We start from the raw sequence: 18,975 nt of genomic DNA, 5'->3' as shown, positions 1-18,975 counted from the left end.
AGGTCGCCTGACCCCAACCCAGCAGCGCCGAGACCATCTGGCCGGTGGCGTTCATGTCATTGTCGATCGCCTGCTTGCCGGCGATGACCAGATCCGCGCCTTCGGCCTTGGCGACCTCGACCGCGATCTCGTCGAACGGGTTCATCGACATTTTGACGTTGGCCAGATCGACACCCGAACCGTCGGCCTTCACACGGGCCTTCACGTTGTAGTCGATCACGCGTTTGACTGGCACGAGAATTTTCATTGTTGATGCCCCTTATCTGGTGGGTACCGGCGTGTTGGCCGAATAATCATAAAAGCCGCGGCCGGTCTTGCGACCCAGCCACCCGGCCTCGACATATTTCACGAGCAGCGGGCACGGGCGGTATTTCGTGTCGCCTAGCCCGTCATGCAGCACATTCATGATGGCAAGACAGGTATCCAGACCAATGAAATCGGCCAGTTCCAGCGGGCCCATCGGGTGATTTGCGCCGAGCTTCAGCGACTGGTCGATGGCACGGACAGAGCCCACGCCCTCGTAAAGCGTGTAGACCGCCTCATTGATCATCGGCATCAGCACGCGATTGACGATGAAGGCCGGGAAATCTTCGGAACTTGCCGCGGTCTTGCCAAGCCGTTCCACGACCCCGACAAGCGTGTTGTAGGTCGTCTCATTGGTCGCAATGCCCCGGATCAACTCGACAAGCTGCATGACCGGGACCGGGTTCATGAAATGGAAACCCATGAAGCGCTCGGGCCGGTCGGTGCTGTTGGCCAATCGCGTAATCGACAGCGACGAGGTGTTGGAGGTCAGAATGGTGTCCGGCCTCAGATGCGGCAGAAGTTCGGCGAAAATGGCCCGCTTGACCGCTTCGCGCTCGGTGGCCGCCTCAATTACCAGATCCGAATTGCCAAGCTCGGTCACATTAAGCGTTGTACCGACCCGCCTCATCGCTGCGGCGCGCTCGGCGGAGGTAAGCTTGGCCCGGTCGACCTGGCGTCCGAGGTTGCGGTCGGTCTGGGCCACTGCCTCGCACAGCGCGTCATGCGACACATCGGTCAGCAGGACGTCATAGCCGGCGCAAGCAAAGACCTGGGCAATGCCCCGCCCCATCTGACCGGCACCGACAATGCCTACGCGTTGGATCGGTTGCATGGCGCGCCCTCCGTAAAGCTCCAGTACCCCTCACCAAGCACAGGCGCCGCGCGCGAGGTATTCAGACGGCTGCGGGACAGATTAATTGGCGTTCGCAGACCCGCGATGCCCTCGGGAGCGATCCGAAGGCCCCGCGCTTCAATCTGCGGATCGGCGAAACCTTCGGCCAGATCATTCACCGGCCCGGCGGGAACGCCTGCTTGCTCCAGCAGCGCGATCAAGTCCTGTCGCGTCCTCAGCGACGTGGCCTCCGACAGCAAGGGCACAAGCACAGCGCGATGCGCGACACGCTCCGGGTTGGTCGCATAATCCGGCTTCTGCGCAAGATGGTCCAGCTCAAGGGCCCTGCAGAGGGCCGCGAACTGGCGGTCATTGCCGCAGGCGATGATCGCGTGGCCATCCGAGGTCGGGAACAGCTGATAGGGCACGATATTGGGATGGGCATTGCCCAAGCGCTGCGGCACCTGCCCGCCCAGCAGATAATTCGTCGCCTGATTGGCCATCACCGCCATGCCGCAATCAAACAGCGACAGGTCCAGATGTTGCCCCAGCCCCGAGCGGGCGCGCTCGGCCAGAGCGGCCTGCACGGCAATGACGCCGTAAAGCCCGGTGAAGATGTCGATCCAGGCCACGCCGACCTTTTGTGGCTCACCCTGCGGATCGCCGGTCAGGTCCATGATCCCGCACATGCCCTGGATCAGGAAATCATATCCGGGCTGCGCCGCACGCGGACCGTCCTGCCCGAAGCCGGTGACCGAGGCATAGACCAGCCGTGGGTTGTCGACGGCCAGAGTTTCGTAATCCAGCCCGAAGCGGGCAAGACCGTCCAGCTTGAAATTCTCGACCAGCACATCGGCATCGGCGATCAGCGCCTTCAGCCGCGCCAGATCCGCCGGATCGTTGAAGTCGCAGGTGACCGAGGTCTTGCCGCGATTGGCGGCATGGAAATAGGCCGCGACCCGTTCCGTGGTGCCGTCCGCACGCGGTCGGTCGATGAAGGGCGGGCCCCAGCGGCGGGTGTCATCGCCCTCGGGGGCCTCGATCTTGATGACCTCGGCACCCAGATCGGCCAAGGTCTGACCGATCCAGGGGCCGGCCAGAATGCGGGCCAACTCGACGACCTTCAGCCCTTTCAGCGGCGCCTCGGCCATCAGTAGAACGCCTGCAATCCGGTTTGTGCCCGGCCTAGGATCAGCGCATGCACGTCATGCGTCCCCTCATAGGTATTCACCGTCTCAAGGTTCTGGGCGTGACGCATGACGTGATATTCGATCTGGATGCCATTGCCGCCATGCATGTCGCGGGCCTGCCGCGCGATCTCCAGCGCCTTGCCGCAATTGTTGCGCTTGACGATCGAGATCATCTCGGGCGCGAACTTGCCCTCGTCGAACAACCGCCCGACGCGCAGGCTGGCCTGCAGCCCCAGGGTGATCTCGGTCTGCATATCGGCCAGCTTCTTCTGGAACAGCTGGGTCGCCGCCAGCGGGCGGTTGAACTGATGGCGGTCCAGACCGTATTGGCGGGCGCGGAACCAGCAATCCTCGGCAGCGCCCATCGCGCCCCAACTGATGCCGTAGCGGGCGCGGTTGAGGCAGCCGAAGGGGCCGCCCATGCCTTCGATGCCGGGCAGCAGCGCCTCTTCGCCGACTTCAACATCCTGCAGAACGATTTCCCCGGTGATCGAGGCGCGCAAGCTGAGCTTGCCCTCGATCTTGGGCGCGGACAGGCCTTTCATGCCTTTTTCAAGGACAAAGCCGCGCACCTTGCCGCCATGGGCCTCGGATTTGGCCCAGACCACGAAGACATCGGCAATCGGCGCGTTCGAGATCCAGGTCTTGGCCCCGTTCAGCACATAGCCGCCGTCGGTCTTGCGGGCGACGGTCTTCATCCCCGCCGGGTCGGAACCCGCGTCAGGTTCGGTCAGGCCGAAGCAGCCGATATACCCACCGGTGGCGAGTTTAGGCAGGTATTTGCGCTTCTGCGCTTCGCTGCCATAGGCCTCGATCGGGAACATCACCAGCGAGCTTTGCACCGAGGCCATCGAGCGATAGCCGCTGTCGATGCGCTCGATTTCCCGCGCCACCAGACCGTAGGCGACATAGGAGGCCCCGACCCCGCCATATTCCTCATCGACGGTGACGCCCAGCAGGCCGACGGCGCCCATCTCGCGGAAAATCTCGGGGTCGGTATGCTCGTGCAGATAGGCATCCTTGACCCGCGGCATCAGCTTTTCGGCGGCAAAGGCGGCGGCGCTGTCGCGGATCATCCGCTCTTCCTCGGTCAACTGATCGTCCAGAAGAAACGGATCCGACCACGAAAACGCGGTGCCTTTGTGGGATTTTGTCGACATATCCGACCCTTTCGCCAAGTTGAGGACCGCATCTGCGGCAGTTGTTCATGTATTAGATCGTTGCTGAACAGGCTAAAAACGGATAATCCTCATAAGTTCATGCATAAAGTGAATGAACTATGCGGCATCGACGTTTCCTGCCCAATCTCAGCCTGCTGCTGGCCTTCGACGCGGTGATGCGCGAAGGCTCGGTGACCCGTGCGGCCGCAGATATCGGGCTGACCCAAAGCACGATCAGCCGGCTGATCCAGAACCTTGAGGAGCAGTTGAGCCTGCCGCTGTTCATCCGGCACCGCAAGCGGCTGGTGCCCACCGAGGCCGCGCACCGCTACTACCGCGACATCTCGGCCGCGCTGGACCTGATCCAGCGATCAAGCATGTCGCTGATCGCCAATCCCGAAGGCGGCACGCTGGATCTGGCGGTCCTGCCCACCTTCGGCACCCGCTGGCTGGCCCCGCGCCTGCCGCAATTCCTGTCCGCGCATCCGGGCGTATCGATCAACCTGACAACGAAGTTCAGCCGTTTCAGCTTCGATGCGGAACCGTTCGACGCGGTGATCTACTACGGACAGGACGACTGGCCCGACGCCGCCCATCTGAAACTTTTCGACGAGAGGCTGACCGCCTGCGCCTCGGCCAGCTTTCTGGCGCAGACCCCGGTGAGTACCCCTGCGGATCTGGGCGGGATGGTGCTGTTGCTGCTGCCGACGCGGCCCGACGCCTGGGCGGCATGGTTTCGCGGACAGGGGGTATCGGTCCCTCCGCAGGTCAACGGCATGATGATCGATCAGTTCTCGATGATGATTCAGGCCGCGATTTCGGGCATGGGTATCGCCTTGCTGCCGGATTATCTGGCCCGCGTCGAGATCGCCGAAGGCCGGTTATGTCCGGTGCTGACCCCGGCTGTGCCCGGCAACGGTGCCTATTGGCTGGCCTGGCCCCTGCGAAAGAAGGAACTCAAGCCGCTTCAAGCCTTCAGGAACTGGCTGTCGACAACCCAAGCCTGACGGCAGTGCGGCAATGATCGGATAGTGGTGTTCCGTCGACGAAGATAGCAGAAAAATTATCAGTAACTCACAAGATATCCCTGACAAACTGCCGTTATAGCGGAGTAACTCCTATTTATAATCGAATTTATTTGACTATATAACCTTCCAAGCCTATCCATCAGACAGGTTTGCGCACGCCGTCAGCGCGTCAGCTCAGGCCCGACAATGCGCAGGAGGCACCAAGCATCATGAAACCGGTCTATGGCATCGTCTCGGATGATTTCACCGGCGGCCTTCTGGTTGCCAGCTACTTCGAACAAGCCGGGCTGGAATGCCCGGTCTATTTCGACCCGATCACCGCCGTGGCCGAGCCACCCGCTGCCCCGATCGCCGTCATTGCCGGGCGGATGCGGCTGGCACCGGTGGCCGAGGCCCGCAGCGAACTGACGGCAGCGCTGGACGCGCTGGATGCATTGGGCTGCGACTGCGTGGCCTACAAGGCCTGCGCGACCTTCGATTCCACGCCCGAGGGCAATATCGGACCTGCCGCCGAGATGCTGTCCGCGCGTTACGACCAGAAGCCGCTTCTGATCAGCGCGGGCTTTCCCGAATTCGGCACCACGGTCTTTCAGGGACATATGTTCGTGCGGGACACGCCAGTGAATGAATCGCACAAACGCTTTGACCCGGTAACGCCGATGCCCGACCCCAATCTGGCGCGGTTCCTGTCGCTGCAAACGGAAACTCCGGTCGGCCTGATCCCACATGACGTGCTGATCAAAGGACCCGCCGCCGCGCAGCTGGCGCTGACTGACCGCCTCGCGGCGGGGTTCCGGCATGTCCTTCTGGATACCGCCGATAAAGGCGATATCGACACATCGACCACGCTTGTCCAGCAAAGCCGCGCCTTTGTGGCCAGCGATCCGCTGGTCGTTTCCCATGGGCTGGCGCGTTGTGCCGCGTTGACGGGAACCGCGCCCCCTACGTGCCACGCCGAAGGGCCGCTGGCGGTTCTGGTCGGCAGCGTCGGCCCGGTGGCGGAGGCCCAGCTTGCCGCCTTTGCCGCCCAGCATCCGGTCCACCACATCGACCTGCTTGACCCAGACAGCACTGCGGCACAGATCGACGCCGCGCTTACCTTTGCCGCCCTGCATCTGGGTACGCGCCCCTTTGCCATCACCACACAGACCGATGCCGATGGCGTGGCTGCGGCTCAGGCGCAGCTGGGCCGGATCGGCGCGGCGCGCAAGGCCGAGCATATGCTGGCCGAAATCGCCCGCCGCCTGCATGCCGCAGGGGCGCGGCGTTTCATCGTGGTCGGCGGAGAGACCTCGGGCGCGGTGGTCGGCGCGCTTGGGATCACGCGGATGCGGTCAATGCCGCGCGGCCCGCTGGGCGGCGGTTTCTGTGTCGCCGAAGGTCCGGACCCGGTGTCCTTCTTCCTCAAATCCGGCAAGCTGGGCGTCACCGATGTGCTGGTGCGCGCCATAGATGCCATGCGCAACTGAGCTTGCTCAACCCTTCCGATCCGGGACACGACAACATGACGACGGAATACGAATACCGGCAGGCGCTTGTGCATTACAGCCGCGAATGCATCGCGCGGGGCCTGTCCAATGCCACCGCCGGGAATATCTCGGTGCGGTTCGGGGCGGGAATGCTGATCACGCCATCGGGCATCGACCCGAACGCGATGCAGCCCGAACAGATCGCCGAAGTAACTTTGGACGGCGGCTTTCATGGCGGCTGGAAACCCTCGTCGGAATGGGCGCTGCATGCGGCGCTGTATCGCGCCCGCCCCGAGGCGATGGCCGTTCTGCATGCCCATCCGACCCATTGCGTCGCGGTTTCTACACTGCGCGAGCCGATCCCGCCCTTTCATTACATGGTCGCCGGTTTCGGCGGCAATGAGGTGCCTTGCGCCCCCTATGCCCTGTTTGGATCGCAGGAACTGGCCGATGTAACGGCAGCGACCATGGGCATCACGTACAGCGCCTGTCTGATGGCCAATCACGGCATGATCGCGCTTGGCCCCGATCTTGGGACGGTCTTTGCCCGCACCGACAAACTGGAGACGCTGGCCCGGCAATACCAGCTGGCGCGCTCCATGGGCCAGCCAGTGCTGCTGACGGCCGAGGAAATGGCCGAGGTGCGCGCCGCATACAAATCCTATGGCTACGGCAAGCCTACGACAGTGAACGGCGAATAGAGAAACGGGGGCCGACAAGCCCCCGCCCTATGATCCGAAAAAAGGCACCGGCCGCAAGGCGACCGGTGCCTTTTCGGTCAATCCACGGTGATGTCGGACAGCACCAGATTGCAGCAGGCGCTGTAACGCAGGCCGGAAATCCCCTTGCGTGCGACAAAGACCGCATCCGGGCTGACAATCGGCAGGATAATGTTTTCTGCGGCCATGATTGACGCCAGTTCGCTGTAATACTTCGCGCTTTCCTCACCCTCGCTGGCCAGCGCCTTGGCCAGCAGTTCGGGGGTCTGCGGATTGGCCAGGGTCGGGTCGTTGGCACCACCGGCGCGCTTGTACCAGACGGTGCCGTCCATCATGCCGAAATACTGCACGTATTGCGCCGAGCCGTAATAGTCGGGCGCAAAGAACACCGCCGTCAGCGGGATGCCATCGCCATTGATCCGCTCGCGCCAGACCGAGAATTCGACCGGTTGCAGGTTCAGCTGAACATTGATCGCAGCCAGATCCTGCTGAACCTTCTGCATCATCAGCGAGTAATCGACGCCATATTGGTTCACGTTCGGATAGACCGCATCCAGCGTGAAGCCATCGGCGGCACCCGCCTCGGCCATCAAGGCCTTGGCACCTTCCAGATCGAAAGCCGTGGGCTCGACCTGACCCGATCCGGGGAAGCCATTGGGCAAGGGCGAGCCGAGCCGCTTGCCCTGCCCTTCCAGCGTGAAGTCGATCAGCGTATCGTAATCGACGGCCTTGGCGATCGCCGCGCGGATCTTGGCGTCCAGCGAATGCGGTAGGTTCTTGGCACCGGGGCTGAGCACCAGATAGACCATGTTGAACGACGGCACGGTCGAAACGGTGATCTCGGGATTGGTGATGCTGCCCGCCGTCGTCGGATCGACGTTCATGGCGATGTCGCCATTGCCGCTTTCCAGAAGCTGGGACTGGGCGACGGCATCCTTGGTCTGGCGGAAGACGAACTCGCCAACGGCAGGCTTGTCGCCCCAGTAATTGTCGTTGCGCTTCAGCCGCAGCTCATTGTTGGGGCTGTAGGCTGACAGCACATAGGGACCGGCACCGGCGGAATTCGCCAGCAGCCATTCCTCGGCGGTGTCGGTCGAGGCCGCGTCGGCATTGGCGTTGCCGCCATGCTGGGCCACCAGATCGGAATCGAGGATCCCGGCATAGGGCGCGGACAGCGATCCGACGAAATCGGAATTCGGCTTGTCCAGCTTGACGACCACGGTAGCCGCATCGGGGGCCTCGACGCTGATGACGCCGTCCATGATATAGGAGAAGCCGCCCTTGATATTCTTCAGGCGCTCAAGGCTCCATTTCACGTCCTTGGCCTCGACCGGGCTGCCATCGGCGAAACGCGCGGCGGGGTTCAGCTTGAAGGTGACCTCGGTATGGTCGGCGCTGATCGTCCAATCGGTGGCCAGCATCGGTACCAGCGAGGTATTGTCCGCGCCGATATCGACCAGCCGATCATAGGTGGCGCTTAGATAGATCTGGCAGGTGTCGCAGAAGGCGCGCGCCGGATCGAGCGAGTTCAGATCCATGTCGCGGGCGACGATCAGCGAGGGTGCCTGATCCTGTGCAAACGCGGGGGCGCCGCTCCATGCTGCCAGCGTGGTCGCGGTGGCCAAAGCGGCGATCATGGCCATGGGGCGCCGATGTGGCCCTCGCATTTCCGAACGTCTTGTCATGCTATTTCTCCCAGTCGGTTATGTTATCTTTCTGGTCGTCTTCACCCGACCCGCTGGTGGGGATCAGGATGAAAGTCTTGCCGCGGCACCGTCGGGTTCCGGTCCGGGGTGGTGGCAGGCGACCTGATGACCCTGTGCTTGTTCGGTCAGCAGCGGCACCACCTCGGCGCATCTCGAGGTCGCGCGCCAGCAGCGTGTGCGGAAACGGCAGCCGCTGGGCGGCTTCATCGGGCTTGGCGTCTCGCCCTTCAACGGCAGTCGGCGGCGGGCGCGTTCGGCGCGCGGATCCGGTAGCGGGATGGCCGAAAGCAGCGCCTGCGTATAGGGATGCTGGGGTCGGGAATACAGGTCGTCGACTGTGCCGATTTCCACGATCCCGCCCAGATACATCACCCCGACCCGATCCGAGATGTGGCGCACCACCGCCAGATCATGGGCGATGAACAGATAGGCCAAGCCCAACCGGTCCTGCAGCGATTGCAGCAGGTTCAGCACGCTGGCCTGAACCGAGACATCCAGCGCCGAAACCGGCTCGTCCAGCACGATGACCTTGGGTTCCAGTGCAAGGGCGCGGGCGATGCCGACCCGCTGGCGTTGCCCGCCCGACAGCTGGTGCGGATAGCGTTCGCCCATTTCCTGCGGCAACTGCACCAGATCCAGCAATTCATCCACCCGCGCTTCGGTCGCGCGCCGGTCCAGATGGCCAAGGCGCAGCGTCTCCTTCAAAATCCGGCGCACCTTCATGCGCGGATGCAGCGAAGCCAGCGGATCCTGAAACACGATCTGCAATTCCTTGCGCATCTCGCGCAGCTCGGCGGGGCCAGAGCCGGTGATCTCGCGCCCGGCCAAGGCCACCCGGCCCGAGGTCGGCTTCAGAAGCTGCATGATGCAGCGCCCAAGCGTCGATTTCCCGCAGCCGGATTCCCCGACCAGACCCAGCGTTTCCCCCGAAGCGATATCAAAGGATACGCCGGTCACTGCGCGCACATGCGCGGTGGGCTGGCCCAGAACAAGGGATTTCCCGACCGGAAAATCCTTCACAAGGTCCCGGACTTCCAGGACGGGGACGGATTGCTGCATCTGGCTCATGGTGTCATCCCGGACAGGCGGTCGGAAACGTAGCAGGCGCTTTCAAGCTGACCTGCGCGAAGAAGTGGCGGTTCCGCCGTGGCACAAACCGCCTCGGCATGGCTGCAACGGGGTCGGAACGCACAGCCCGCCGGGCGATTGATCAGCGAGGGCGGCGTGCCGGCGATCCCGACCAATGCCTCGCGTGCGCCATCAAGTTTGGGCAGGGCGGCCAGCAAACCGCGCGTATAGGGGTGGCGAGAGGCGTAGAACACGTCATCCACCTGACCCCGCTCGATGACCCGGCCCGAATACATGACCATCACCCGGTCAGCGATTCCGGCCACAACGCCCAGATCATGGGTGATCATGATCATTCCGATGTTCAGTTCTTCGCGCAGCCGCTGCAGCAGTTCCAGAATCTGCGCCTGCACCGTCACATCCAGCGCGGTCGTGGGTTCGTCCGCGATCAGCAGTTGCGGCCGGTTCGAGATTGCCATGGCAATCATCGCCCGCTGCCGCATCCCGCCCGAGAACTCATGCGGATACTGATGCACGCGGCGGCCCGGCTCAGGGATGGCGACTTCGGCCAGCAGCTCTACGGCCCGCGTCCAGGCCGCTTTGCCGGACAGGTTGCGGTCATGCAGTTGAAGCGCCTCGACGATCTGCGCTCCAATGGTCAGCACCGGATTGAAGGCGGTCAGGGGGTCCTGAAAGATCATGCCGATCCGGCCGCCGCGGATGTGGCTGAGTTCCCGCGGCGACAGCGACAACAGATCGACGCCATCGAAGCGGGCGATTCCGCTGACCCGCGCCGCAGCCGGAAGCAAACGCAGCAGCGCCATCATCGAAATGCTCTTGCCCGAGCCGGATTCGCCGACCAGACCGACGACCTCTCCTCGTCCGACGGTCAGATCGACGCCGCGGATGGCCGTCGCGTAGCCGCCGGGGACACGAAAATCGACGCGAAGGTCGCGAACTTCGAGAAGGGGTTCCTTGCTTTGTTCCATCATGGTCATCCCCTCACTGCGATTTCGGGTCGAAATAGTCGCGCAGGCCGTCGCCAAGGAAGCTGAAGCCCAGCACCAGCGTCAGGATCGCCATGCCCGGCCCGAAGGCGATCCACCAGGAATAGAAGCGGCTGGCCCCATCATAGATCATCGAGCCCCATTCCGGCGTCGGTGGAGTGGCCCCCAGCCCCACGAAGCTGAGCGAGGCGGCAAGCAGAACGACCTGACCGAAATCCATCGTCGCGTTGATCAGGATCGGAGCCCAGCACAGCGGCAGGATATGGATGCCAAGGATGCGGATATGGCCTGCACCACCGGCGATGGCCGCCTCGACATGCTCGCGCTCCTTCACCTCCAGCACCTGTGCCCGCATCAGCCGGGCATAGATCGGCCACCAGACGATGATCATGGCAATGGCGGCGTTGACGATGCCCGGTCCAAGCGTCGCGGTGATCGTCATGGCCAGCAGGATCGGTGGAAAGGCCACGGTGATATCGACCAGCCGCATGATCGCCGCATCGACCTTGCCGCCGACATAGCCGGCGATGGCGCCGAGCGCCGCGCCGATCACGACGCCTGCCAGCACCACGATGGTGGCGATCGGCATGGAATAGATCGCGCCATGCAAGGTCCGCGACAGCACGTCCCGTCCCAGCGCATCCGTGCCCAGCCAGTGATCCGCACTTGGCGGCTGCAACCGGCGGCCCGCCAGCGCCAGCGGATCATGCAGAGGCCAGAACTGCACTGTCAGCGCCGTGACCAGCCAGAATAGCACGATCGCCCCGCCGAACAGCACCGAAGGCGGCAATCCGGCCAGCAGGGACAGAACCCTGCGGATGACCCCCGGCTTGGTCCGCCCGTCCTTGCGGGCCTCGATGGTTACCGTGTTCATTGCAGTTTGACCTTCGGATTGACGAGACCGTAGGCGATGTCGGTCGCGAGATTGGCAAGAAGAAAGGCCAGAGATCCAAGCAGGGTCACGCCGATGATGGCCGGATAATCCAGAGCCCGCGCCGCACTGACCGCGTAGGACCCGATGCCCGGCCACGAGAACACCGCCTCGGTCAACACGGCACCGGTGATCAGATAGGCAAAGGCAAAGCCGATGATGGTCAGGGTCGGGATCAGCGCATTGCGCAGCGCGTGATGAATCATGACCCGCCCCTCCAGCGCGCCCTTGGCGCGGGCGGTGCGAATGTAGTCCTGACCCAGCACCTCAAGTAGGCTCGACCGCACCAGCCGGGTGATGACGCCCACCACCGACCAACCCAGCACGATCGCCGGCAACATCAGGCGATGCAGGCTTTCCAGAAACACCGGAATATTGCCGGTCAGCAGGGAATCGAGCGTGTAGAGTCCGGTAATCGGCGGCGGCGGCGGAGTATGGGCGCTCAGCCGCCCCGGTCCAGGGAACCAGCCGAGCTGCACGGTCAGCAGGTAAAGCAGGATCAGACCCGACCAGAAGACCGGCAGGGACGATCCCAGCAACGCGAAGATCCGGCTGAAATGGTCGATGGGTCCGTTCTGATACCGCGCCGACAACACGCCAAGGCCGACGCCGACAACCGTGGCGAAGGTCATCGCGGCCAGCACCAGCTCAAAGGTCGCGGGCAGGCGTTCGGCAAGGTCGGCGCTGACCGGGCGACGAGTGGTGAAGGACGTTCCCAGATCGCCCCGCGCCAGATTGGAGACGTAGATGACGTAGCGCTCGGCCAGAGTCTTATCGAGGCCCCAACGTTCCTTCGCCGCAGCCACGATCTCGGGATTGTTCATCTGCCTTTCGGGCACCACTGCCGAAAGCGGATCGCCCCGTGTGGTCTGCGACAGGAAGAAGGCCACCGTCGCCACGCCCAGAAGCAGCAACGGAACGGCGATCAACCTGCGAAAGATATAGCGCAACATCCGCCTCTCCTTTCTGCTTGGGCCGTCACGACGGAACGGCCAACTCGTTTCATGCGGCCGATTTTGCCATGCGCGCAATCCGGGTCAGGATCGCCGCATTATCCTGCGCGGGCAGCTTGCCACCGACCGCCTTCAGCGCGGCGAAGGCCCGGTCGGTTGCGGTCAGCGACACTTCCAGATCCGCTTCGGTCATGGCCGAGCAGAAGAACATGTTGTGCCAGGGATGCAGGTAGAGCCCGCCCTCCAGCGCCTCGCGCACCCAGTGGAAACCACGACGAAGATCGGCATCGTCCTCGAACAGGATCTGCGTCATCTGCGCGGGACCGGTCTGCATCACGCCGAAACCATAGGTCGCAGCCTGCACCGCGACACCCGCACGGAAGCGCAGCGCCATGTCCGTGAGACGCTCAAGGTAATCCGTTTCGCGCACTTGACGCAGGGTCTCGACCGCGGCCGCCATCGGCACGGCCGAGAACCAGAACGAACCGGTGGCATAGATGCTGCCCGCCGCGATCCGCGCCTTTTCCGCGCCGAGCAGCGCCGAAATCGGATAGCCGTTGCCCAGGACCTTGCCCCAGCAGGACAGATCGGGGCGCACCCCCAGCAATGACCATGTGCAATCGCGCGACAGCCGGAAACCGGCCCGAACCTCATCCACCACCAGCAGTGCATCCAGTTCGTCACAGACGCGCCGCACGCCTTGCGCGTATTCAAGGCTGGGTTCGGTCTGGTTAGCAAAGGCCTCATGCCGGAAGGGTGTGGCAAAGATGCCGGCGATGTCGCCCTCATGCCCGCGGATCGCATCGGCCAGACTGTTCAGGTCGTTATAGTCGAAATAAATGACATGAGCGCGATCCTCGGCCACGATCCCGGCCAAGCCGGGCGTGTTCCAGGGGGCCGCGCCGTGATAGGCACCGCGCGCCAGCAGGATCTTGCGCCGACCGCGATAGGCCCGCGCTGTGACCATCGCCATCGACGTCGCGTCAGTGCCGTTCTTGCAGAACATCGCCCAATCGGCGTGATCTATCATAGCCACAAAATCTTCGGCCAGCTTTACCATGATCTCGGACGGACCAGTCGAGGTGTCGCCAAGCGCGCGTTGCCGTTCAGCTGCCCATTCGACGCCCGCATTCCCGTAGCCGAGCAAATTCGGCCCATAGGCACACATCAGGTCGACAAATTTGTTGCCATCCGCATCCCAGATGCTGGCCCCGTCGGCGCGCGAGAAGAATTGCGGGAACCCTGCAGGCAGAGACGCCACAGATTCATGGCCATACATGCCGTTGGGGATCACCAAACGGGCCCGCTCGACCAGTTCCCTTTGCCGAAAATCTTTCATGCTTGTCTCCACGAGCAACCAGCTTCCCGCCTGATACATGGCAGTTATGCATTGCATCATAGTCGTTGATTATTCGGCTATCAACTAATTTTAAGGGGCTTATATGCAAAACTAGGCTTAGTTAGTCAAATTTCTTCCATTATTCTTTGTGCTGCAATTTCAATAGGACGAGACATCAGAAAACCCCGTCGCAGAAGCGACAGGGTGCACGGTGTCACGTGTGACCGTTCACGCGTGATCTATGAAGACAGGGGGGGGGGTGACCTGTTCGAACCGATTCGGGTTAAGGCAAGCGGGGCGCCAGGAATTCCGGCAGATAGGACCGCAGGTAAAGGATGGTGGCCCGCGTCGCCTCCTTCAGGAAATACGGGGTGATTTCCTTGGTCTCGCTATAGGAGACGGCCCAGATCCCATCGGCCAGGCCGATAGCAATCGCCAGATGCCGCTCCAAGTTCTCGACATGCTCAGTGTGAAAGTACTGGCCAATGAATTCGGCCCGCCCGCGCGCCAGCCGCGCGTTGCTGTACATGTCGAGATTGCGGACATCCATGCTCATCCCGGCGCCCATGAACAGGCGCAGGGCAGCGGGATGTGCGTTAAGATAGTGCGCACCGTTTCGCTGCTTGATCTCGATCAACTCCTGCCAGCTGGCAGGACGATGTGGCAGCGGCTGTTCGGCCAGTTCGTGCAGCGCCTGATGAAAGCGCTGCGCCAAGGCAAAATAAGCCGAGTCGCGATTCGGGAAGAAGTGATAGAGGGACGAGATCGGAACACCCGCCCGCTCGGCAACCAGCGCCAGCGAGATATCCTCGACCGTTGGATCCTCAAGCAGCGCCTCTACAGTATCCAGAAGCAGGTCGAAACGCTTGAGCCCCTGCTTGCGCTGCGGCTTACGATGCGTCAGAGCGCTGTCGGGTGCTAGCTGGGTCACATTTCACTCTCGGTCAGATGTCTTTGGGCATTCGAGGATAGCCGATGCACTAACCATCGTCGACTTTATACAATAAGACGGCTTCCTTGCACTACAACCAGAGGTATTAACTCCTCCCGCAGAGGGGACCGACGATCCGTGATCCAGCATCGGTCATGGTCGAACGCGGCCATGCCCTGCCGTGACCGGACGATCTGGACCTCGCGCTAATAGCCGCGTGTTCGCGTTTGAAGCCATAGAATGCACCGGTAGATACGTCGCGAGAGAACTGGGCCCTGTTGCTGGCCAGCGCGGCTCGTAAAACCGATAAACATCACAAGCGCCTAGCCATCAGAATTGCTTTTGGTTTTCAGCGTCAAGGCCCAGATCGTAAGATCCGGACAGTCGGTTACGCCCATGTATTGACCATGACCTTCCACGCACCACAGCGCTGTGCGAATTATCTGCCATCTGCAAGAGCTTCAACTCAGCATCGATCAGACGTCAGTGGGATTTGCCATGTGGAGCACTCCCCTGACGTGGTAGGCGTGCCCAGCAGGCCCCCATGATCGTCGCCCTATCATCCGGACAGGATCCGGATGATAGATTGCGATGCGGTATTTGACTGCGCTCTCGCTGGCTGCGGTGCTTGCGATCCTCGTACCCGCCTTGGCACGAGCGCAGATGACGCTCGGAGGTTCGTGGTCCGGCGATTACAGCTGTTCGGGCACATCCGGTGGTCTGCTGACGATCGATCTGACGGATCAGGCCAATGGGATGGTCGAAGGCACACTGGTCTTTGACGTTGAGGACCACTCGGGAAGCTATCGGGTTGCGGGGCGGCCGTTGCCCGAAGGCAGCTTCACTCTCGTCCCGCGCGAATGGATGGAGCGTCCCGTGCGCTTCACGGCATTGGGCACCGAGGGTCGGTTGCATCCGAATGGCCGGATGATCGAGGGCAAGCTCACCCCCTGGGCGAGGATTACATCCGCACCGCCCGCGCCAAGGGCCTGTTGGAACGCAAGGTCGTGCTGCGCCACGGCATGCCCTCGACCCCGATGACGCTGGTGACGCAGCTTGGTACGGATATCGGGCTGATGCTGGGCGGCGTCATCGTGATCGAGCAGGTTTACGGGCTGCAGGGCGTCGGCTCGCTGGCGGTGCAGACGGTGGGCAATCAGGACCGCCCGACCATCATCTGCATGGTGCTGCTGGGCGGCCTGTTCATCGCGCTGTGCAATATCATCGTGGACCTTCTCTATGCGGCACTTGATCCGCGTTTGCGCTGAAATCGGGTGACCGGAGAAGACGGCCGACGGAGACTGCTTGGCGACGGTGCCTCTCGGCGATATCCAAGCGATGATGACGACCATTCCGGTCTCGACCGTCCGGATCATCACGCGGGCCATGCATGCCGCCTGCCGGCAACCGCCACATCAGTTCCTTGCCGGGCGGTATTCCTGTCGCTGGGCCGAGCGCAGGCGTCGTGGCACTGCTGCTGCGGCGATCAGATCGACCACCAGCAATGCCTCGCCCCTTGCGCCGGCCATAGCCAGGGCCTCACCATCGGGTCCGGCAATGACCGAGAGTCCGCCGAATGTGACATCCCCCTCAGGTCCGACCAAATTGGCATAGGCCACCACCGCGTCATTCTCATGGGCACGCGCAGGCACCAACCGTCGCTGAACATGTTCGAATCCGACCGGATTTGCGGTCGGGACAAGGATCAGGTCCGCTCCGGCCTGAGCCAGCGCCGCCGAATGACCGGGGAACTCGATATCATAGCAAACCAGCATCGCCGCCTGCCTGCCTTCAAGCGCAAAGACCGGGCAGAGGTCATCACCACGGGCGAAGCTGGCTTGCTCCATAGCGCCGTAAAGCTGGATCTTGCGGTAATGACCAAGGACTGCGCCATCTGGACCGATGGTGGTGGCGGCGTTGTAGACGGCATCGCCATCGCGCTCGGCCCAACCAAGACAGACGCCGCAGCCCGTCCTCGCCGCGATGTCGCGCAGGCGGGTGATCCATGCGCCATCCAGCGGCTGGGCCAGTTCGGCATGCAGATCTGGCCGGTTGTAGCCCGGCAGGAATAACTCGGGCACCAGCAGTAGTTTTGCCCCCGCAGCAGCCGCTGCCTGCAACTGCGTATAAAGTGCCGACAATCCGTCCTCGATCCGTCCATTCGTCGGGGGCGACTGCCAGAGTGCCAACTTCACTTTAAACTCCGTCAAAAGCATTATCAGTTGCAGAATTGCGCCATTTCTCGCCCCTTAGGAAGCCTCTCCGATCATGAGCAACCAGAAGCCCGTCACTGCCTTCGGACCCGACTTTCCCTTTGCCTATGACGATTGGCTGGCCCATCCCGCAGGGCTGGGCAGTATCCCCGCCGACCGGCATGGGCAGGCGGTTGCCGTGATCGGTGCCGGGGCCGCCGGCATCATCGCTGGTCATGAGCTGATGAAGCTGGGACTGAAGCCCGAGATCTACGAATCCGGCAAGTTCGGTGGCAGGTTGCGCTCGGAACCCTTCGAGGGCACCGAGGATGTCATCGCCGAGCTGGGCGGAATGCGCTTCCCAGTCTCATCACGGGCCTTCTATCATTACGTCGAGGCGCTGAAGCTGGAAAGCCGCCCGTTCCCGAACCCGCTGACCCCGGCGGCAGGCTCGACCGTGATCGATCTGGAGGGCGAGACGCATTTTGCCCGCACGCTGGACGATCTGCCGCAGCTTTACCATGAAGTCGCCGCCGCCTATCGCGCCGCGCTCGAAGAACACGCCGATTTCACAGCCTTGACCGACGCCGTGCGCAATCGTGATGTCGTCCGCCTGAAGGCAATCTGGGATCCGATGGTCGCAAAATGGGACGAACGGACCTTCTATGATTTTGTCGTCTCTTCGCAAGCCTTCCAGAATCTTAGTTTCCGGCACCGCGAGGTTTTCGGTCAGGTCGGTTTCGGTACTGGTGGCTGGGACAGCGATTTTCCCAATTCCATGCTGGAGATCCTGCGCGTCAACCTGCTGGAGCTGGATGATCATCAACGTTTCATTGTCGGAGGGGTGGAGAACGTGCTGCACTGCCTGTGGCGCCAGCCCGCAATCTGCGCTCATTGGCCCGAAGGCACCACGCTGGCCGCGCTGAACGGAGGGGCAACCTTGGGCCGGGCGGTCAAGATCAGCCGCAATGACACAGGCGGGTTGACGGTGACCGATCTTTGGGGCGTTTCGCGTGATTATGCCGCGGTGCTGGTCACCTGCCAAAGCCATCTTCTGACCACCTCGGTCGCGGTGGATGAAGCCTTGTTCGACCAAAAGCTTTGGATGGCACTGGACCGCACCCGCTACATGCAGGCCGCGAAGACCTTTGTCATGGTGGATCGCCCGTTCTGGAACGACATCGACCCGGCCACCGGGCGGCCGTTGCTGTCGATGACGCTGACCGATCGGAACACCCGCGGCACCTATTTCTTCGATAACGGGCCGGACAAGCCCGGGGTGATCTGCCTGTCTTACAGCTGGATGACCGACGCGCTGAAGGTGCTGCCCTATGGCCCGGAAAAACGCGTGGAGCTGGCGCTGGCGGCGCTGGAACGGATCTATCCGGATGTCGACATCCGCAGCCATATCCGCGGTAATCCGATCTGCGTCAGCTGGGAGGCGGACGAGAATTTCCTTGGCGCCTTCAAAGGGGCACTGCCCGGCCATTACCGCTACAACCATCGCATGTATGGCCATTTCATGCAGGGCGAGATGCCGATGGAACAGCGCGGCATCTTCCTTGCAGGTGACGGTATCAGCTGGACCCCGGCATGGGTCGAAGGTTCCGTGCAGACGGCGCTGAATGCCGTGTGGGGGATCATGACCCATCTCGGAGGGAAATGCGCAGCAGAAAACCTCGGGCCGGGCGACCTCTGGCCGACGGTCGGGCCGGTGGCCCTGCCTGACTAAGCCGCTTGCGGTACCCGGGAACCGGTCACAAACGATCCAGTTCGCAGAGAGCAGAGCAATTCTGAAGCGGAACCCATCCTATGCCCGCCCCGGGGCTGGCTGAGCGATGCCCACTTGGTCCAGCACATCCTGGAGTGAACCCCTCGGGCTGGACCACGGGTGCCGGAAAATTGATACGCTGAACGGGCCTTGATCGGAGAAGGCTCATGACATCACGAGGACCCTATCGTCGGCATTCGACCCCGTTCAAGCTGCAACTCTGCCAGGACATCCGTGCCGGGGTGATCGGCCGTCGGGATGCGCAGCGCACGCACCAGATCTCCGCCAACCTCATCCAATTGTGGCTGACGCAGTTTGATCGGGGTGAGTTGAACGATGAGGAGGCCGAGGCCAGCGTTCTCGCCGAGTATGA

The 18,975-nt window shown here is 62.5% G+C and carries 18 protein-coding genes; 6 read left to right on the top strand and 12 right to left on the bottom strand.

Annotated elements, in window-relative coordinates; genetic code table 11:
* The 4 genes from GL300_RS25245 to GL300_RS25230 all read right to left on the bottom strand — a co-directional run.
* A partial coding sequence (locus GL300_RS25245; protein WP_425495937.1) for an electron transfer flavoprotein subunit beta/FixA family protein occupies nucleotides 1-247 on the bottom strand: 247 nt, incomplete at its 3' end.
* Between the two features lie 12 nt (nucleotides 248-259).
* Nucleotides 260-1,138: a 3-hydroxybutyryl-CoA dehydrogenase gene (locus GL300_RS25240; protein ID WP_155042439.1), complete on the bottom strand. Its 879-nt coding sequence runs from the start codon at nucleotides 1,136-1,138 to the stop codon at nucleotides 260-262.
* A complete protein-coding gene (locus tag GL300_RS25235) occupies nucleotides 1,117-2,289 on the bottom strand; it encodes a CaiB/BaiF CoA transferase family protein (RefSeq protein WP_155042438.1) in 1,173 nt (390 codons plus the stop codon). The genes GL300_RS25240 and GL300_RS25235 overlap by 22 nt, the downstream gene beginning before the upstream one ends.
* Nucleotides 2,289-3,488, bottom strand: a complete 1,200-nt coding sequence (locus tag GL300_RS25230; protein WP_155042437.1) for an acyl-CoA dehydrogenase — start codon at nucleotides 3,486-3,488, stop codon at nucleotides 2,289-2,291. Before GL300_RS25230 ends, GL300_RS25235 begins: the two co-directional genes overlap by 1 nt.
* Nucleotides 3,489-3,607: 119 nt before the next feature.
* Between GL300_RS25230 and GL300_RS25225 the strand changes: the two genes are divergently transcribed.
* From GL300_RS25225 to GL300_RS25215, 3 genes are all read left to right on the top strand, one after another.
* Nucleotides 3,608-4,495, top strand: coding sequence for a LysR family transcriptional regulator (locus tag GL300_RS25225; protein ID WP_155042436.1), 888 nt, complete (start codon nucleotides 3,608-3,610; stop codon nucleotides 4,493-4,495).
* Nucleotides 4,496-4,725: 230 nt separating this feature from the next.
* Nucleotides 4,726-5,985, top strand: a complete 1,260-nt coding sequence (locus tag GL300_RS25220; protein WP_155042435.1) for a four-carbon acid sugar kinase family protein — start codon at nucleotides 4,726-4,728, stop codon at nucleotides 5,983-5,985.
* Between the two features lie 35 nt (nucleotides 5,986-6,020).
* The gene (locus tag GL300_RS25215; RefSeq protein WP_155042434.1) at nucleotides 6,021-6,686 is read left to right on the top strand and encodes a class II aldolase/adducin family protein; all 666 of its coding nucleotides are present in this window, start codon (nucleotides 6,021-6,023) and stop codon (nucleotides 6,684-6,686) included.
* A gap of 77 nt (nucleotides 6,687-6,763) precedes the next feature.
* Here GL300_RS25215 and GL300_RS25210 read toward each other — a convergent pair whose 3' ends face one another.
* The 7 genes from GL300_RS25210 to GL300_RS25180 all read right to left on the bottom strand — a co-directional run bounded on the left by GL300_RS25210 (nucleotide 6,764) and on the right by GL300_RS25180 (nucleotide 14,639).
* Nucleotides 6,764-8,347 (bottom strand): ABC transporter substrate-binding protein, encoded by a 1,584-nt coding sequence (locus GL300_RS25210; RefSeq protein ID WP_155042433.1) that lies wholly within the window; start codon nucleotides 8,345-8,347, stop codon nucleotides 6,764-6,766.
* 105 nt (nucleotides 8,348-8,452) lie between these two features.
* The gene (locus GL300_RS25205; protein WP_246195439.1) at nucleotides 8,453-9,478 is read right to left on the bottom strand and encodes an ABC transporter ATP-binding protein; all 1,026 of its coding nucleotides are present in this window, start codon (nucleotides 9,476-9,478) and stop codon (nucleotides 8,453-8,455) included.
* Nucleotides 9,475-10,470: an ABC transporter ATP-binding protein gene (locus tag GL300_RS25200; protein WP_246195437.1), complete on the bottom strand. Its 996-nt coding sequence runs from the start codon at nucleotides 10,468-10,470 to the stop codon at nucleotides 9,475-9,477. Before GL300_RS25200 ends, GL300_RS25205 begins: the two co-directional genes overlap by 4 nt.
* 10 nt (nucleotides 10,471-10,480) lie before the next feature.
* Nucleotides 10,481-11,359 carry an ABC transporter permease gene (locus GL300_RS25195; protein WP_155042431.1) on the bottom strand — a complete coding sequence of 293 codons (879 nt, stop codon included), beginning with the start codon at nucleotides 11,357-11,359 and terminating at the stop codon, nucleotides 10,481-10,483.
* Entirely contained in the window at nucleotides 11,356-12,369 is a 1,014-nt protein-coding gene (locus tag GL300_RS25190; RefSeq protein ID WP_155042430.1) for an ABC transporter permease, read from the bottom strand. Before GL300_RS25190 ends, GL300_RS25195 begins: the two co-directional genes overlap by 4 nt.
* Nucleotides 12,370-12,418: 49 nt before the next feature.
* Complete coding sequence (locus tag GL300_RS25185; RefSeq protein WP_155042429.1) at nucleotides 12,419-13,708, bottom strand: aminotransferase class III-fold pyridoxal phosphate-dependent enzyme; 1,290 nt, start codon at nucleotides 13,706-13,708, stop codon at nucleotides 12,419-12,421.
* A gap of 283 nt (nucleotides 13,709-13,991) precedes the next feature.
* A complete protein-coding gene (locus tag GL300_RS25180) occupies nucleotides 13,992-14,639 on the bottom strand; it encodes a TetR/AcrR family transcriptional regulator (RefSeq protein WP_155042428.1) in 648 nt (215 codons plus the stop codon).
* A gap of 860 nt (nucleotides 14,640-15,499) precedes the next feature.
* Between GL300_RS25180 and GL300_RS25175 the strand changes: the two genes are divergently transcribed.
* A complete protein-coding gene (locus GL300_RS25175) occupies nucleotides 15,500-15,907 on the top strand; it encodes an ABC transporter permease subunit (protein ID WP_155042427.1) in 408 nt (135 codons plus the stop codon).
* 147 nt (nucleotides 15,908-16,054) lie between these two features.
* Here the strand turns inward: GL300_RS25175 and GL300_RS25170 are convergent, their stop codons facing one another.
* The gene (locus GL300_RS25170; RefSeq protein ID WP_343043222.1) at nucleotides 16,055-16,834 is read right to left on the bottom strand and encodes a carbon-nitrogen hydrolase family protein; all 780 of its coding nucleotides are present in this window, start codon (nucleotides 16,832-16,834) and stop codon (nucleotides 16,055-16,057) included.
* 73 nt (nucleotides 16,835-16,907) lie between these two features.
* Here GL300_RS25170 and GL300_RS25165 point away from each other — a divergent pair, with 73 nt between their 5' ends.
* Nucleotides 16,908-18,563 carry a flavin monoamine oxidase family protein gene (locus GL300_RS25165; protein ID WP_155042425.1) on the top strand — a complete coding sequence of 552 codons (1,656 nt, stop codon included), beginning with the start codon at nucleotides 16,908-16,910 and terminating at the stop codon, nucleotides 18,561-18,563.
* A 206-nt stretch (nucleotides 18,564-18,769) separates the two neighbouring features.
* Nucleotides 18,770-18,975 (top strand): transposase (locus GL300_RS25160; RefSeq protein WP_484555874.1); only part of this gene is annotated, 206 nt, incomplete at its 3' end.

Source organism: Paracoccus litorisediminis (assembly GCF_009711205.1).
Classification (GTDB): domain Bacteria; phylum Pseudomonadota; class Alphaproteobacteria; order Rhodobacterales; family Rhodobacteraceae; genus Paracoccus; species Paracoccus litorisediminis.
The sequence above is the reverse complement of the archived record's forward strand: the minus strand, read 5'-3'. Positions and strand labels throughout refer to the sequence as shown.